This is a genomic window from Candidatus Accumulibacter propinquus (assembly GCF_056856495.1).
In genome coordinates this window covers 154,298-169,823 of sequence record NZ_JBSEHC010000007.1, presented here as the reverse complement: position 1 = coordinate 169,823, position 15,526 = coordinate 154,298, and the positions used below count along the sequence as shown (strand labels likewise).

Annotated in this window: 13 protein-coding genes and 1 pseudogene; 5 read left to right on the top strand and 9 right to left on the bottom strand. The window is 60.6% G+C overall.

Annotated elements, in window-relative coordinates:
- Positions 1 to 83: 83 nt before the first annotated feature.
- From AC15MQ_RS21570 to AC15MQ_RS21550, 5 genes are all read right to left on the bottom strand, one after another.
- Complete coding sequence (locus AC15MQ_RS21570; protein ID WP_483081289.1) at positions 84 to 371, bottom strand: HigA family addiction module antitoxin; 288 nt, start codon at positions 369 to 371, stop codon at positions 84 to 86.
- On the bottom strand, positions 368 to 820 hold the full coding sequence (locus AC15MQ_RS21565; protein ID WP_483081288.1) for a helix-turn-helix domain-containing protein: 453 nt from the start codon (positions 818 to 820) through the stop codon (positions 368 to 370). The genes AC15MQ_RS21570 and AC15MQ_RS21565 overlap by 4 nt, the downstream gene beginning before the upstream one ends.
- Position 821: 1 nt before the next feature.
- Positions 822 to 1,139 carry a DUF4258 domain-containing protein gene (locus tag AC15MQ_RS21560; RefSeq protein WP_287668522.1) on the bottom strand — a complete coding sequence of 106 codons (318 nt, stop codon included), beginning with the start codon at positions 1,137 to 1,139 and terminating at the stop codon, positions 822 to 824.
- A gap of 65 nt (positions 1,140 to 1,204) precedes the next feature.
- Entirely contained in the window at positions 1,205 to 2,536 is a 1,332-nt protein-coding gene (locus AC15MQ_RS21555) for a tyrosine-type recombinase/integrase (protein WP_483081287.1), read from the bottom strand.
- 341 nt (positions 2,537 to 2,877) lie between these two features.
- The gene (locus AC15MQ_RS21550) at positions 2,878 to 3,795 is read right to left on the bottom strand and encodes a C1 family peptidase (protein WP_287655130.1); all 918 of its coding nucleotides are present in this window, start codon (positions 3,793 to 3,795) and stop codon (positions 2,878 to 2,880) included.
- A gap of 523 nt (positions 3,796 to 4,318) precedes the next feature.
- Between AC15MQ_RS21550 and AC15MQ_RS21545 the strand changes: the two genes are divergently transcribed.
- Positions 4,319 to 5,128, top strand: coding sequence for a DNRLRE domain-containing protein (locus AC15MQ_RS21545; RefSeq protein WP_332336903.1), 810 nt, complete (start codon positions 4,319 to 4,321; stop codon positions 5,126 to 5,128).
- Positions 5,129 to 5,270: 142 nt separating this feature from the next.
- Here AC15MQ_RS21545 and AC15MQ_RS21540 read toward each other — a convergent pair whose 3' ends face one another.
- The 3 genes from AC15MQ_RS21540 to AC15MQ_RS21530 form a co-directional block, all read right to left on the bottom strand.
- Positions 5,271 to 7,565 carry a nitric oxide reductase activation protein NorD gene (locus tag AC15MQ_RS21540; RefSeq protein WP_483081286.1) on the bottom strand — a complete coding sequence of 765 codons (2,295 nt, stop codon included), beginning with the start codon at positions 7,563 to 7,565 and terminating at the stop codon, positions 5,271 to 5,273.
- A gap of 21 nt (positions 7,566 to 7,586) precedes the next feature.
- Positions 7,587 to 8,390 carry a CbbQ/NirQ/NorQ/GpvN family protein gene (locus AC15MQ_RS21535; protein ID WP_287668531.1) on the bottom strand — a complete coding sequence of 268 codons (804 nt, stop codon included), beginning with the start codon at positions 8,388 to 8,390 and terminating at the stop codon, positions 7,587 to 7,589.
- An 88-nt stretch (positions 8,391 to 8,478) separates the two neighbouring features.
- Complete coding sequence (locus AC15MQ_RS21530) at positions 8,479 to 9,858, bottom strand: ribulose-bisphosphate carboxylase (RefSeq protein WP_332336905.1); 1,380 nt, start codon at positions 9,856 to 9,858, stop codon at positions 8,479 to 8,481.
- Positions 9,859 to 10,182: 324 nt separating this feature from the next.
- Here AC15MQ_RS21530 and AC15MQ_RS21525 point away from each other — a divergent pair.
- The 4 genes and pseudogenes from AC15MQ_RS21525 to fba form a co-directional block, all read left to right on the top strand.
- Positions 10,183 to 10,479, top strand: a pseudogene (locus tag AC15MQ_RS21525) (transketolase); the annotation flags it as partial.
- A 231-nt stretch (positions 10,480 to 10,710) separates the two neighbouring features.
- The gene (gene gap, locus AC15MQ_RS21520) at positions 10,711 to 11,709 is read left to right on the top strand and encodes a type I glyceraldehyde-3-phosphate dehydrogenase (protein ID WP_287655136.1); all 999 of its coding nucleotides are present in this window, start codon (positions 10,711 to 10,713) and stop codon (positions 11,707 to 11,709) included.
- A gap of 54 nt (positions 11,710 to 11,763) precedes the next feature.
- Positions 11,764 to 13,197 (top strand): pyruvate kinase, encoded by a 1,434-nt coding sequence (pyk, locus tag AC15MQ_RS21515; protein ID WP_287655137.1) that lies wholly within the window; start codon positions 11,764 to 11,766, stop codon positions 13,195 to 13,197.
- Between the two features lie 62 nt (positions 13,198 to 13,259).
- Positions 13,260 to 14,324, top strand: a complete 1,065-nt coding sequence (fba, locus tag AC15MQ_RS21510; RefSeq protein WP_287655138.1) for a class II fructose-bisphosphate aldolase — start codon at positions 13,260 to 13,262, stop codon at positions 14,322 to 14,324.
- Positions 14,325 to 14,423: 99 nt separating this feature from the next.
- Here fba and AC15MQ_RS21505 read toward each other — a convergent pair whose 3' ends face one another.
- Positions 14,424 to 15,488: a methyltransferase gene (locus AC15MQ_RS21505; RefSeq protein WP_287668534.1), complete on the bottom strand. Its 1,065-nt coding sequence runs from the start codon at positions 15,486 to 15,488 to the stop codon at positions 14,424 to 14,426.
- Between the last annotated feature and the right edge of the window lie 38 nt (positions 15,489 to 15,526).

The following is a 15,526-nucleotide window of genomic DNA, read 5'->3' as shown; positions in this document are numbered from 1 at the left end:
ACGCTCCTTCGATTTTGATGCCGCGCCAGCCGGGTGAAGGAAAACCCGGTTTTCTCCCTCGGGATGGGCGCGGCAAAACTCCGTCAGGCAGCGATTCGGGCCACCGGCGCGCGTTCCTTGGCACGCTCGCCGGCCATCCACAGGTCACGCTGCGTCTGCATGCGCAGCCACAAGCCGGGCGAAGTACCCAAGGCTTCATGTAAGCGCAAATCCATGTCGGCGGTGACGGCGGCGTGTCCGTGCAGGATGCGCGACAGCATGACGCGACTGATGCCCACATGGGCAGCAAATGCGGTAACGCTCATGTCGATGTCATCGAGCCAGCCAGCGAGCACTTCGCCGGGCGGCGCGGGGTCGTGCATTCCCGTCATGCCGCCAGCCGCCACCCGTGCTCAGTGTCCTCGAACACCCGACGCAGTTCATCCTCTTGGCGATCGGTGTCATTCCACTGCGCGATAAGTTCAGCAACCTTGGTGGTACCGTCCATACGTTCCAGATACAGCAGTCGCAACATTCGTTCTGCCGCAATTGCCGGCCGGCGCTTGGTACGCTCCCACAACGAAACGCTCTGCTCATCAACGCCCAGGCTATCGGCCAATCGCTTCTGAGACATTCCCATTTCGACGCGAAGAAAGCGGATTTCGGCACCCGTCAGTCGCTTGTTGTAATTCACAAGGCGGTGCCCGATGGCGCGGTGCAAGCCGTCGATGTCGTCGATTTCCAGGCAGCGGCCGACTCCCTCCAGATCCTCGTAACGGAAACCGTTCGCCAGCCAGATGTTCTTCAGGCCGCAGTCTTCGTACTTCAGCATTTGGTTCATTTCATCCCTCGAATACCGTCGCGATGACCACCCACTCGCCCTTGTCGGACAGCTTGAAAACTACGCCCACAGTGAGGCGAACCCCTGCATAGAACCAGCTCACGTTGCATCGCCAATCGCCCCTGACATCCTGATGCAGAGGCTCGCTGATATGGCCATTCTGCAAGGTCTGCAACACTTGGCGGCGGCCAATGCGGCGCTCTTTCATCCGCAACTCCACGTGGTCAGTGAAAACAAGGCGGCGCTTTTGGCTGCCAGCCTCCTTGACCCACTCGATAGCCTGCCTATCGGTAGGCTTGATGCAGGAAATCTTGCTCATGGCAATACATTGTATGTCTCAGAGGGTGATAGTTCAACGTAAGTTCATCTTCCTTGCTTGACCTGTCAGACAGCACTGACAACTCGCAGGCCGTGCCCCCGATCCTCGGCAGGCTGCTCGATACCTGCCTCGTTGAGAATCCAGCCTTCAATCTTGGTGTGCCACATGCGTAGCAGATCGAGCGGGCGGCGGCGGTAATGCTTCTCGGCAATGGCGCTTGGCTTGTGGCCCATGATTTGCGCTGAGACTCCAGCCGGGCATTCTGTCCACTCCGCCAATGTACCAAACGAACGGCGCAGGCCATGCAGGGTAAGCGCAGGAAGGCCAGCGGCGGCCAGCGCCTTAACGTGCATCGTTCGCTTGTCTTGTATCGCGCAATCGTCCAGTCGAGGACTTGCGAACACCCATTGATTGCGACGGGGCAGCGCGGCCAGCAGCGACGCGACGTAGGGTGTGAGCGGAATGACGCGCTCGCCTTCCACCTTATCCCTGATGGTCATTGACTTCCATTGAAAGTCCAAATCTTCCCACGTCAGCCCGGCCAGTTCTTCCCGTCGCGCTCCGGTCAGCAGCAAGGCTTGCAGATACGCAGCAACAACGGGGTTGCCAATCTGGCGAACGTGCGCGAACCAAAGCGGCAGTTGTTCCCGCTGTAGGCAATCGTCCTTGACGCCTTGCTTGGGTAGCTCGTCTTTTGCCTTACTGGCGCACGCGTCGGTGTGTACCTGCGCCTTGTATTCGTCCCGAATCGAACACCAGTTCAGGAAGCCACGCAGCAGGCGGAAAGCAAGGCTTGCTTGAGTCGGCCGGCGGTCGGTTTCGTCTTTCAGCCATGCGCACACACGGTCGGCGGTTATCCGTTCGAGAGGAAGCTCCAGCAAGGGGCGCAGGATGCCCGGCAGTGTTGTTTCGCCCTCTCCTTGGTGACGCGCACGCGCTTTTGGTTTGCCGCCAGCGTCAGAGACACTCTGATGGTCAAGCAGCGAGCGTGCGCCCCATTTCGGCGTGCGTGCCACGAGGTAGGCTTCCCATGCGTCGAGTGCCGGTGCTGCGACACGCTTCGCCTCTTCGCGCTTCGCTTCATCTTCGACACGTTTGGCCTCGGCTTCGGCGATGCGTTCGCGCTTCTCTTGGCGCGGGTCTATACCCTGGTCAATCATCGTTTGCAGCCGGCGGGCTTCGTCGCGGGCGGCGGCGAGTGCCCATGCTCGAACATCGCCGATGGTCACACGTACAGTTTGCCGGTTCAGCTTGGCCTCGAAGATAAACGCCTTGGCACCAGCAGTCACACGCACGGCGAGGCGCGGTGCGTCGGTGTCCCAAGTGAAGTCTTGCGCCACACCAGCGGGCAGGGTCAGGCGGCGGATTCGGTCAGGGGTCAGGCGTTCGCGGTTCATGTCGGCGGCTCCGGTTTGGCTACATGGGGGATTCCGTGTAGCCACCATGTAGCCATTTTACCGCAATCCGCCTCAACGTCAAGCAACGCCTATATACGTAAGCTCTTTGTTTTTACTGTTTTTTACAGCCTACCTCGCACCCCGATCAACGCCAAGAAATGCCGTAACTTCCGGATTGCAAATCCGTGTAGGTTGGTTCGACTCCCGCTCGCGCCTCCAGGAATACCAAGACTGACCGCAACGAGAAAATCGCCTCACTGTCAGAAACCCTTGGCGTGCACTCGCAACCCGGTACACAAGGCGGTGAAGGAACGCTGCGAAAGGCCCCAGCCAAAAAGGCCTCAGCCAAAGTTCCCCGTATCGACCCATGACTGTTTGATCAGCGCCCACCAGTCGACCGCCAGTCCGTTGAGAACGTAGGCATAGGGCAGCCAGCCATAGCCGGCCGCCCCCCATCCTGTTCCCCAGGAATTCCTGATCAGCAAGGCCCCTTTGGTTTCGGTGGCGCCGGGGTTGGCATTCTTGATCTTCATGCTGTCATCGTAGCCGACGGCGACGATCGCATGCCCGCCAATGATCTTTTCGCCGGCCGTCGGATAGGGAAATTTACCGGTGGTGCTGGCCTGGCCGTACGAGTTGTACACCGTAAACCCGAACATTGACGGCAACCCCGCAACCAGGTTGGACTTGATACGATCAAGCAGCAGCGCACACGATGTTCCCGGAGGATCGAGACGATAGTAGTTGATGGCCTGGTAGTTCTGCCCGAAGGCGTAACAGAACGCCGATGGCTCTTTGTCGAAAGCTGTGGCTGCCGTGCTGTAGGGCCAGTATTCTTCGGGTGGGACGCCGAACAGCACCATGGCCTCCATGGTGCTGCGCAGGAACGCGCCGGTGTCGCCGGTCCATTTGAGCAGGTTTCTCGTCGTTTTGTACAGGAACAGGCGTGAAGCGTCGATGTGTTTGCCAAATGCCCGTCGCTCGTAGTATTCGATCATCGCCACGCCTGCATTCGCGGTGCACGAACCCAGGGTGCCCTGGTTCTCGATCGGCGGACACCAGTCGCGCAAATCCGCGGTCGTCGGCAACTTTGCCGGCACAGCCACAGGATTTACGCTCGCCAGCAGGCTCTTGATGGACTGCGTCTGCCCCAGTTCCTTGAGTCTTGCCGACACCACATCATGGTTCACCGTATGGTCGCGCAAACTCGGATAGTCCGGCAGCCAGCCCATACCCAGCGTTTGATTTGCATCTGACATGTTCTTGCCCTCCAGTACATACTGACCCACTTGCAATGTTCACGGTCCAGCCGGCCTGTACCGCGCCCGCCAGTTGGCTCGCGCCCCTACAGATGCGGTCGTCCGCCGAGAAGCATTTCCGTGCCATCACTCCTTCATCTGACAGCACGATCCGCAGCAGTGGCCGATCGTTGATATCTGTCGCTGGCCGGTCGGATCAATGCTCCCTGAACATGGCCTTGACGGCAGCGACATCGATCACCGAGGAATCGTCCGCCCACTCCCGCCACGGCTTGCGTCGCAGTGTACCGCTCCGGCAGAAGCTGGCGAACAATCCGAGTGCATCAGTTCCAGCTTCTCATCTCAGCCATATGGTAATCAACTGATTTTTTGACTTCCGGGCTTGATCCGGGCCGCCGGCAGAAGCTGCGGTCGGACACTTCGCCAGCGTCAACTGCATCCGTTGCCGGATTTCTCCCGTATGAGGGAGGGGCAGGCGCGTAGCGTGCGCGCCTGCGGCCAACCTGACTATTGGAGGCATTACATGCGACACACTTTTCCTTCCACGGCACTCTCTCTCGTACTTGCTGGCGTACTGGCGGGCGCTGCGCACGGCGCAACCATCCTGCAGCCCGACGAAGCGACGAGCGAGGATGTCTTTGTCTATGAATTCGGTGTTCCCGGCGCATTCCGTATCGCCACCGCCGCGCGCGTGACCAACCTCGACAGCCAGACGCTGAACGCGCTGAGCCCCCTACCCGCCGTACCCTTCGGGAATTTCCTGGGCAGCAGCAACACCGTACCGCAGATCGGCGCCCTGGGTGAGACGCGCGCACATGACACCAGATCGCTGTTGCGTTTCGAACTCGGAGCGCTGGCACTCACGGCCGACCGGGTCCGGAACGCGACGGTCAACCTCTTCGCCCTCCCCGGTCTGCCGCCGTTCGCCGACCCGACAGCAGCCAAACCAATCTCCACCGAGTTGCATCGCGTAACCGAAGCCTGGAGCGAGACTGCCGTTACCTGGGAGACGCAGCCTGCCGTCGCCGGGACGTTCACCTCGACCGTGCAAAGCGGCGTTAATCAATGGGTGTCTTTCGATGTTACCGCGCTGGTTCAGGACTGGCTTACGGACCCATCCACGAACTTCGGTTTCGAACTGTTGCAGCCGGACATAGCCATTGCCGACTCCGGCAAACCGATCGCTTCGCTGTACGCGTCTTCCGCCTCGTCCAATGCGGCGCTGCGTCCCTTCCTGGAAATCACGGCGATCCCCGAGCCATCCACACCTTCGCTGCTGCTCGGCGCCCTCGGCCTCGTCGGCGGCATTTCGCGGTGGCGCAAGGCAGCCTGAGTCAGAGTGGTGCGGCCTGGGGACTGCGTCGGCCAAATTTTGAGCGCGTATGCAAAAGTGATCCCCGGCCGGCAAACTGGCGATTGTCGGCCGCCGGCCAACGACGCCGATGGCGGCGCGGGGTCTCTTGCAAGCCTCCGCGCTACCTGGTCAAGGCCAGGAACAACTCCGGCAATCTCTCCGGTAGCCGCTCGACGTTGTCGATCACCGCGTACCGCCGCCCGAAGATATCGCCGACATACACATCGGCTTTGCGGTCGAGGCTGATGCAGTAGGTGAAGATACCCTTCTGGTCGAGTTCTCCGACCGCTTGACGAGCGTCTTCGATAAGCAGCCGCTCGTCCGGCACATCCACGTCGGCCGGCTGGCCGTCAGTGAGGACCAGCAGCAGTTTCTTCTCTGCTTTGCGGGCAGCGAGGTAATGTGCGGCGTGACGCATGGCCGCCCCCATGCGTGTCGAATAGCCGGCCTGCATCGCCGCGAGACGAGCCTTGACCAGGTCGCCCCAGCTTTCGCTGTAGCCCTTGAGGTGCAGGTAACGAACATCGTGGCGGGTGTCGGAATGAAAACCGGCGATGGCGAAGGGGTCGCCGAGTTGCTCGATCGACCAGGCGAGCAACGACACCGCTTCCTGACTCAGTTCGAGAATGCTCTGCCCAGGGACACCGTTTCCGACCTCGACCCGCTCGGCAAGCGACTTCGACAGATCGAGCAGCAACAGCACGGCGAGATTGCGACCGTTGGTGCGATGGCTCATGTTGATTCGCGGTTCAGGGTTGGCACCGCTCTTGAAATCGATCAGCGAACGAATGGCGATGTCGAGATCGAGTTCGCTGCCGTCTTCCTGGTAGCGTATGCGAGTCCTCTCCTGCGGCCTGAGGAGGTCGAGCAGACGCTTCAGGCGCCTCGCCAACGGCGCGTGTTTTTCCAGCAGGCGGTCGATGTGACCGGCGTCGCCACTCGGATGCAGCGATTCGTAAAGGCTCACCCAATCGGGCCGGTAGCTCTGGGTCTGGTAATCCCACTCCGGATAGTGGCGTGGCGGCAGGCGGTCGAGTTCGGTCCCCGCGGACGCCGGGCGCACCTGATCGAACATCTCCTCGTCGTCGCTCAACTCGTGGAATCGCCACAGGTGGCGATTGTCGTCGCGGTAGGCCAGTTCGGTATCTGCGAAATACACGCTCGCCAGTTGGTCGCTCTGACGACGGGTGCGCGCGACGTAGGCCAGCGCGAGGGCAGCCATTTCTTCGCTGCCGGATTCGCCGCGGGACATCGTTTCCCGGAAGCGACCCACGAATTCCAGTAGCGGCACGTCCAGATAGCCATGTTCGGCGTCGAGCAGAGCGCGCGACAGCATGGTCAGCCGGTGGCGAAGGCAGGAACTGGTTTCCGGGTCGCAAGCGCCTTCCAGCGGCTTCGGGTGCAGGGCGAGCAAGATGCAACGCAGGCCGGGATATGCGCGCAGGATCAGCGCTTCGATACGACTGTCCTCGAAGACCTCGATCGCCAGGCGCTGCATCGGGCTGAAGTTGTCGGCAAATATCGGGCGGCTCCAGCGCCGATGGCCCGCGATGTGCGCCAGCAGCGCGCGGTAGCGGTCAATGCCGGAGACGCCATGCGCATCGTCGAAGACATCCGGCAGGCGTATTCCAGAAGCGTCGTAGTAAGGAACAGATTGCGGCGATTGCTCCAGGTTTGTCGCATAGGGCACCAGGAGGGCGCTATCGCCCCATAGACCTCGCAGGTAAAGATCGAGCTGGCGCTCATGGTCGACCAGCAGCGTGCCGTGACGCTCACGCTGCAGGACTGCGCGACTGTCCGGCGACTGCAGGCTGAAGTAGGCGCGCTGTCGTTCCGGATGGTTGTGGTAATTGCGTATGCCGTATTCAACCCACTTGCTCAGTCCGGCGATACTCAGCGCATGCAGCAGCCGTGGTGCCTGGCCGAAGAACTCGGGCAACGCCGGGCTGGCGAAGGTCTGGTGAATGCCGTGGATCGACCCGCTGGTACGTTGCATGAGATCAAGCGCCAGATCCAGATAGTGCTGCATCTGTGCCGCTGCCGGCAAACGCCGCGCGACTGCGGCAAGCGTCTGCAGAAAGGGGAAAATCGCTTTCGCATTCGGAGATTTGCCAAGCGTGAAAATGGTCCGGGCAATCGACGGCAAGGCCTGTTCACCGAGAATTGCAGCGATCGACGGCCACTCCTCGAGAAACACCAGCACCGGTTCGACGCCGCGCCCCATGCGGCTCAGCACCCGCGCATGGTCGATGTAGGCATTGACCCCTTCCGTAGAGAGCACGGCAAGCGCATCGATCAGGCATCGCTCGAATACCTCGGCGACTTGCGGAAAGCGACAGTCGAGTTGCGCGCGATAGCCTTGCAGGCGCTCACCCCAGGTCGCTGGATCCCTGCTTTCAGTGATGTTCTCGGGCATGGCTGGGAGCTTCGCCCTGGCCTAGGCGAAGATCGCGTCGATGGCGTGATCCAGGGTGTCGCGAATATCTCGGTCGTCGGTGATTGGCCGCACCAGGGCCATGCGACAGGCCTCACGCGGTGAAACCCCAGCCCGGATCAAGGTCGCGGCATAGACCAGCAAACGCGTCGAGATGCCCTCGTCAAGCCCGTGCCCCTTGAGCCGGCGGGCGGCCGCGCCGACATTCACCAGTTGTTCTGCGGTGACGGTATCGATACCGCTTTCGCCGGCAAGAATGGCGATCTCCAGTGCCGCCGCAGGATATTCGAACTCGAAGGCGGTGAAGCGCTGCTTGGTCGACTGCTTCAAATCCTTCATCAGGCTTTGGTAACCGGGATTGTACGAAATGGCCAACTGAAAATCGGGGTGAGCGCGCAGCAGTTCTCCCTTCTTGTCGAGCGGCAGCGTGCGCCTATGGTCGGTCAGCGGATGGATGACGACCGTGGTGTCCTGACGCGCCTCGACAATTTCATCGAGGTAACAGATGGCACCGATGCGGGCAGCGGTAGTCAGCGGACCGTCGAGCCAGCGCGTGCCGTTGGCTTCCAGCAGGTAGCGCCCGACCAGATCGGAGGCGGTCATGTCTTCGTTGCAGGCGATGGTGATCAAGGGCTTGCCCAGCCGCCAGGCCATGTATTCGATGAAACGCGATTTGCCGCAACCTGTCGGCCCCTTGACCATCACCGGCAGACGCGCCGCATAGGCCGCTTCGTAGAGCGCCACCTCGTTGCCTTGTGGCTGGTAGAACGGTTCGTCGAGAACCCTGAATTGCCCCTTGTCGGTCACTGCCCGTCTCCAGAAGTATTGTCGGCGCTCAACCCGTAGTCGGGGCAACGTTCCAACTGCACGACACCCTTAACCCCGGTCCTTGCCTCTAGCGATGAACGCCGAGCTTTTCGCGCCAGCCCGGATAGAGCTTGTCAGCGTCACTCGGGAAGGACTCAAAAGCACGCGCGAATTCCTGGTGCTGCCTGGCCCATTCGATCGGGTCGGCGCCGGCTTTCCAGCACTCGTAAGCCTGTCGTAGCGAAATGGCGCCAGCGGCCGGGCTGTCGATGTGACCATAGGAACCGCCACCGGAAGTGTTGATGACGTTGCCGTGTCCCAGATTGGCGAAGAAACCCGGCAGCCGCAAGGCGTTCATGCCGCCGGAAATGATCGGCGTGGTCGGCTTCATGCCATACCATTTCTGGTAATAAGCCGGCCCCTGATACTCGTCGCGCTCGATGACGTAGGCAATCGCCCGATCGTCGGCACTGCCCTCCATTTTGCCGTAGCCCATGGTGCCGACGTGAATTCCCGAGGCACCCTGCAGACGCGACATCTTGGCCAGCACATAGGCATCGTAGCCACGCCTGGAACTCGGCGAAGTGACGGCACCGTGACCGGCACGGTGGTAGTGCAGGTACTGGTTGGGATACTGCCGGCGAGCCGTGGTGACCATGCCCGGACCGCCGACGTAGCCGTCGACGAGAAAGGCGACCTTGTCGGCATCGGGCCCGAAAGTCTCCAGGATGTAATCGGCGCGCGCGCACATTTCATAGTGGTCGTCGGCGGTGATGTTGGCCGAGAACAGCTTTGCCTGACCGGTCTCGTCCTGCGCGCGCTTCATGGCATCGTACACCAACGGCATCACCTTCTTCATTGGTGCAAAAACCTGGTTGCCTTGCGGTTCGTCATTCTTGATGAAGTCCCCGCCCAGCCAGAACTGGTAAGCAGCCTTGGCAAACGGCTCCGGACGCAGACCGAGTTTCGGCTTGATGATCGTACCGGCAATATAGCCGCCATCCTTGACCGGGCGACCCAGGATCCGCCACAGGTCGGAGATGTCCTTGGCCGGGCCGTCAAAAAGCTGAATGGCACGCTCGGGCATGTAGAAATCGTAGATTTTGGCGTGTTCGATGTCGCCCATGCCCTGGTTGTTGCCGATCACCAGCGTCAGGAACGATACGATCATCATCCGTCCATCGGTGACGTTACGGTCGAAAAGGTCCAGCGGGTAGGCGATGCGCATCTCTTCGCCGGCCTCGTCGATCAGGTAGACCAGGGCATCGACGCCGCGGGTAAACTCGTCGGTGGTGCACACTTCGACATTGGTACCGGTGGACGACTCGGCGGCGAAGTGGGCTGCCGCCTGCAGATAATCGTAGCCCGCTTTCGGCTTCATCTTGTAAGCCACGAGAATGTGCCTGCCACCCTTGATCAGGTCTTCTTCCCTGAGGCTGAGGTCGGCGTAACGATTTGATTGGTCCATGTTGGTCTCCGTGTCGATAAGGGTGAAGAGAGGCGTTCGTCGTTGGTTGCGAAGCAGTGTAGGACGCGCAATAGATTATTAAAAGTTAAACTTTTTGTGTTTTATGTTTAGCTTTTACTTTCAATAAATCATTTGACAACGAACCGATCAAGCCGATGATCAATGCCCGGCAGCAATTCCGAAACCGGCGTCGATACGGAAAGTGGCAAAGCCTCCCGTTTTGGCGGATAATTTGCACATGCGACTAAAACCCATTTCCTGGATCGGCGAGTCATCGTGCCCACTGCTTCTGCCCCCCTGATCAACGCCATCCGCGCCCTGGAGATGGACGCGGTCCAGCAAGTCAATTTCGTTCACCCTGGCGTGCCGATGGGCATGCCCGATATCGCAGAAGTTCGCTGGCGTCGCCACTTGCGCGACAACCCGGCCAATCCAGACTGGCCTGAGCCCAACCGATCCGTGCTCTCGAACGTTCACGGATCGATGCCGATCTTCACGCTGCTGCACCTCGGCAGCCATGACGTGTCGATCGATGACCCGCAGAATTTTCATCAGTTTGTCTCGAAGACTCCGGTGCACCCGGAAGTCGATCATCCCCCCGGAGTCGAAACCACCACCGGGCAGGACGCCTCTTATCGGGAGATGTCCTGCCCCACGCCGTGCCGCGTCTGGCCATCGAAGCGGGCGTCGGCAGCTTCTGGTGCAAGTATGTTGGACTCGTACCGTGATCGGTATCGATCGTTTTGGAGAGTCGGCTCCTGCCGGCCCGTTGTTTGACTTTATCGGTTTCACGGTGGACGACGTGGTTAACACCGTGAAATCACTGTTGTAATTTCTCAAGGAGACCGTTTCATGACAATCAAGGTAGGAATCAACGGCTTTGGCCGTATCGGACGGATGGTGTTTCGCGCAGCGGTACAGCACTTTGACGACATCGAGGTGGTCGGCATCAACGATCTGCTCGAACCCGACTATCTCGCGTACATGCTCAAGTATGACTCCGTGCATGGCCGCTTCCAGGGCACCATCGCCGTCGAGGGCAACACGCTGATCGTCAATGGAAAGAAGATCCGCCTGACCGCCGTCAAGGATCCGGCAGAACTCAAGTGGGATGAAGTCGGCGCCGACATCGTCGTCGACTCCACCGGCCTCTTCCTGACCACCGAATCGTGCCAGAAGCATATCGCCGCAGGCGCCCGGAAAGTCATCCAGAGCGCTCCGAGCAAGGACGACACACCGATGTTCGTATTCGGTGTGAATGATCAAACCTACGCTGGCCAGACGATCATCTCGAACGCCTCGTGCACCACCAACTGCCTGGCACCGGTGGCCAAGGTCCTGCATGACAATTGGGGAATCAAGCGCGGCCTGATGACCACGGTGCATGCCGCAACGGCGACCCAGAAGACAGTCGACGGCCCATCCAACAAGGACTGGCGTGGCGGCCGTGGCATTCTCGAGAACATCATTCCGTCCTCGACCGGTGCCGCCAAGGCTGTCGGCAAGGTCATTCCGGAATTGAACAAGAAGCTCACCGGCATGGCTTTCCGCGTCCCCACTTCCGATGTGTCCGTCGTCGACCTTACCGTCGAACTGAACAAGGATGCCACCTACGAGGACATCTGCGCAGCCATGAAGGCCGCTTCCGAAGGCCCGATGAAGGGCGTCCTCGGGTATACGGATGAGAAGGTGGTGGCTACCGATTTCCGTGACGAAGTCTGCACTTCCGTTTTTGACGCAGAAGCCGGGATGGCCCTCGACAGCACGTTCGTCAAGGTCGTCTCGTGGTACGACAACGAGTGGGGCTACTCCTGCAAGGTTCTGGAAATGGTCCGTGTAATGGCCCGCTAGACGGCCACAGAGGGGCGCTTACGGGCGCCCCTCGTGTTCTCGCATAGGAAATTCATGTCACGAGATACCAAGATCGTCGCCACCCTCGGGCCGGCGTCATCGGACGCCGAGGTGCTGGAACGGATGATTCGCGCCGGCGTCGATGTCGTGCGGCTCAACTTCTCCCATGGCAAACCGCAGGACCACGTCGACAGGGCGCGACTGGTGCGCGAGGTGGCTGCCCGCGTCGGGCGCCCGGTGGGCATTCTCGCCGATCTCCAGGGCCCGAAAATCCGCGTCGGGAAATTCGCCGACGGCAAGGTTCGGCTTGAAACCGGCGAGCGCTTCATCCTCGATGCCCGCTGCGAACTGGGCAACAACGAACGTGTCGGCCTCGACTACAAGGATCTGACCCGGGACGTCTCCGCTGGCAGTGTCCTGCTGCTCGATGACGGTCGCATCGTGCTTGACGTACAGCGGGTCGTGGCGTCGGAAATCTTTACCGTCGTTCGCCACGGTGGCGATCTGTCAGATAACAAGGGCATCAACCGTCAGGGCGGCGGACTTTCGGCACCGGCGCTGACCGCCAAGGACATGGAAGACATCCGGACCGCGGCCAGCATCGACGCCGATTTTATTGCCGTTTCCTTCCCCAAGAGCGCGGCCGACATGTACATGGCTAAACAACTGATTCACGCTGCCGGGGGACAGGCGCAGACCATCGCCAAGATCGAACGTGTCGAGGCCGTGGCCGCTCTCGAAGAGATCATCTCCGCTTCAGACGGCATCATGGTCGCGCGCGGCGACCTGGCTGTCGAGGTCGGCGATGCCGCCGTACCGGCCTTGCAGAAGCGGATGATCCGCCTGGCACGCGAGAAAAACAAACTGGCGATCACCGCCACGCAGATGATGGAATCGATGATTCTCTCACCGGCACCAACGCGTGCCGAAGTCTCCGACGTGGCCAACGCGGTGCTCGACGGTACCGACGCCGTGATGCTGTCGGCCGAAACCGCCTCCGGCAGGTATCCGGTCGAAACCGTCGAGGCAATGGCAAGGATCTGCGAGGAAGCCGAAAAGTCGGCGGCTGTGACGCTCGACCACGAGTTCCTCAATCAGGTCTTCACGCGCATCGATCAGACCATCTCGCTGGCCGCGATCTGGACGGCGCACCACCTCAAGGTCAAGGCCATCGCGGCACTCACCGAATCCGGGGCGACCGCCCTGTGGATGAGCCGCCTCAACTGCGGCGTTCCGGTGTACGCGCTGACGCCGCAGGCCGAAGCAGTAACCAAGATGAGCCTCTACCGGGCGGTGTTCCCACTGTTCATGAAACAGCGCCCGACCACCCGCGACGAACTTCTCTACGACGCTGAACAGTTGCTGATGAACGAGGGAATCGTCGTCAAGGGAGATTTCATCGTGCTCACCGCCGGCGACCCGATGGGCACCAGCGGCGGCACCAATACGCTGAAGATCGTGCGTGTCGGAGATCAGCAGACCTGCTGACGGTCAGCGAACGTGCACGCTCCTTCACTCAAGCAAGCAGTCCTCACTGGAGAAGGTACATCATGCCCATCGTATCGATGCGTCAATTGCTCGACCACGCCGCCGAGAACGGCTATGGTCTGCCCGCTTTCAACGTCAACAACATGGAACAGGTCTGGGCCATCATGGAAGCCGCCGCGGAAGTCGACGCGCCGGTGATCATGCAGGCCTCTGCCGGTGCCCGCAAGTACGCCGGTGAGCCGTTTTTGCGTCACCAGATCCTGGCGGCGCTGGAGGCCTACCCGCAAATCCCGATTGTCATGCACCAGGATCACGGCCAGTCCCCGGCGGTGTGCATGAGCGCGATCCGCTCCGGTTTCTCCTCGGTGATGATGGACGGCTCGTTGATGGCCGACGGCAAGAGCGTGGCGTCTTATGAATACAACGTCGAGGTCACGCGCAAGGTGGTCGACTTCGCGCACGCCATCGGTGTCTCGGTCGAAGGTGAACTCGGCGTTCTCGGTTCATTGGAAACCATGCGCGGTGACAAGGAGGATGGCCACGGCGCCGACGGCCAGATGACCCGCGAGCAGTTGCTGACCGATGTCGAGCAGGCTGCCGACTTCGTCAGACTGACGCAATGTGATGCCCTGGCGATCGCCATCGGCACGTCGCACGGCGCCTACAAGTTCACCAAGAAGCCCACCGGTGACATTCTCGCCATCGAGCGGATCAAGGAAATCCACGCGCGCATCCCGAATTGCCACCTGGTCATGCACGGTTCTTCGTCGGTGCCGCAGGAACTGCTTGCGGAAATTCGCCAGTTCGGCGGCGACATGAAGGAAACCTACGGCGTACCGGTCGAGGAAATCGTTATCGGCATCAAGCACGGCGTACGCAAGGTCAATATCGACACCGACATCCGCCTGGCAATGACTGGCGCCATTCGCCGCTACTTTGCCGAAAACCCGTCCAAGTTCGACCCGCGCGACTACCTCAAACCAGCCCGTGAAGCGGCCAGGAAAATCTGTCGGGCCCGCTACGAGGCTTTCGGCACCGCCGGCCAAGCCAGCCGGATAAGGGTCATCCCGCTGGACAAAATGGCCGAACGCTACAGCCAGGGCGAGTTGACCCAGACCGTCCTCTGATCGCCGGCAACGGAACACGCCGCTGGCGTGTTCCGTTTCTTGCCAAGGGTGGGGATGGCGGCGCAGCGCCTTGTCTGAAGACTCGCTGGAAGTGCCGTTTTACGGTTTCCTGCCGACGATCAGCCCGTGATCCCGCAGCAAGCGGTGCCGACGTACATCATTGAAGCCGGCGTCTCGCATCCACGTTTCATACTCGTTCCACGTATAGAGCATCCCCACCCCTGTGGCAAGGGTGAGAAAATACGGTGAACCGACAGCAGCACTAAACGGGCCGCTCTCGTCGTCATGCTGCATCATGTTGAAAATCACGACCTGACCGCCCGATGGCAGGGAGTCGTAGCATTTCTTCAACAGTTCGCGGTCCTGCTTTTCGCCCCAGATCGTGAAAAAGTGAGCGAACACCAGGCAGTCGGCGTCCCGCGGGAAAGGGTCGGCAAAGCATTCTCCGGGAACCGCATCCAGGCGGTCGGCAAGACCGCAAGCGGCAATATTCTTGCGGGCGATTTCACACACCGTTGGCGAGTCGAAAACCGTTGCCCGCAGGTGCGGCCAACGACGCGCAATGGCAATGATGTTGGTGCCATCGCCACCGCCCACGTCCACCAGATGTTTCACCCCACGCAGGTCGATGAAGCGCGCCATGTCGGCGTTGGCCTGCAGCGACAGTTCCTGCATGGCTTCCTGAAAAATCTGCTCGACTTCCGGATCATGTGCCAGGCGTTCATAAAGCGTCGCTTCCTCACCGGCAAATTCCTTGATCCCCACGTTACGGTACTCGCGAACGGCCTCCAGCATCCAGTACAGCCCCTTGTACATGGCCCGGTGCTGCAACTCGACGTAGGCTGTGATCTTGCGCGGGCTGTCCTTGACGAGCAAGGTTCCCGCCAGGCGACTGTTGGTGTACTTGGCACCGCTCTTGCGGAGTAGCCCGACCACCGTCAGCCCCAGGATCATGACCCTTGCCGGCTGTTCGGCAACGCCAAGACGCTTGGCAATCTCCTGGCGGGTGAGCGGCCCCTCTCTGGACAGCAGCGTAAAGAGGTCCAGCTGCACGGCCGTACGCAAGGTTTGAAAGAAGATGTGACCACCGAAGACCAGATAAAGGCGCTCGATGTCTCGCCGGAGCAGAACGCCCTCGACAAATCGTGTGGCGGGCAACGCCACGTATTGATCCCAGAGCCTACCGACTGCGCTTTGTGGGC

What these genes read in the sequence shown, in the direction of transcription:
- gap (WP_287655136.1), top strand. Translation starts at nt 10,711, where the DNA reads ATGACAATCAAGGTAGGAATCAACGGCTTTGGCCGTATCGGACGGATG.
- AC15MQ_RS21530 (WP_332336905.1), bottom strand. Translation starts at nt 9,858, where the DNA reads ATGGACCAATCAAATCGTTACGCCGACCTCAGCCTCAGGGAAGAAGAC.
- AC15MQ_RS21570 (WP_483081289.1), bottom strand. Translation starts at nt 371, where the DNA reads ATGACGGGAATGCACGACCCCGCGCCGCCCGGCGAAGTGCTCGCTGGC.
- AC15MQ_RS21540 (WP_483081286.1), bottom strand. Translation starts at nt 7,565, where the DNA reads ATGCCCGAGAACATCACTGAAAGCAGGGATCCAGCGACCTGGGGTGAG.
- AC15MQ_RS21560 (WP_287668522.1), bottom strand. Translation starts at nt 1,139, where the DNA reads ATGAGCAAGATTTCCTGCATCAAGCCTACCGATAGGCAGGCTATCGAG.
- AC15MQ_RS21565 (WP_483081288.1), bottom strand. Translation starts at nt 820, where the DNA reads ATGAACCAAATGCTGAAGTACGAAGACTGCGGCCTGAAGAACATCTGG.
- AC15MQ_RS21555 (WP_483081287.1), bottom strand. Translation starts at nt 2,536, where the DNA reads ATGAACCGCGAACGCCTGACCCCTGACCGAATCCGCCGCCTGACCCTG.
- AC15MQ_RS21545 (WP_332336903.1), top strand. Translation starts at nt 4,319, where the DNA reads ATGCGACACACTTTTCCTTCCACGGCACTCTCTCTCGTACTTGCTGGC.
- AC15MQ_RS21550 (WP_287655130.1), bottom strand. Translation starts at nt 3,795, where the DNA reads ATGTCAGATGCAAATCAAACGCTGGGTATGGGCTGGCTGCCGGACTAT.
- pyk (WP_287655137.1), top strand. Translation starts at nt 11,764, where the DNA reads ATGTCACGAGATACCAAGATCGTCGCCACCCTCGGGCCGGCGTCATCG.
- fba (WP_287655138.1), top strand. Translation starts at nt 13,260, where the DNA reads ATGCCCATCGTATCGATGCGTCAATTGCTCGACCACGCCGCCGAGAAC.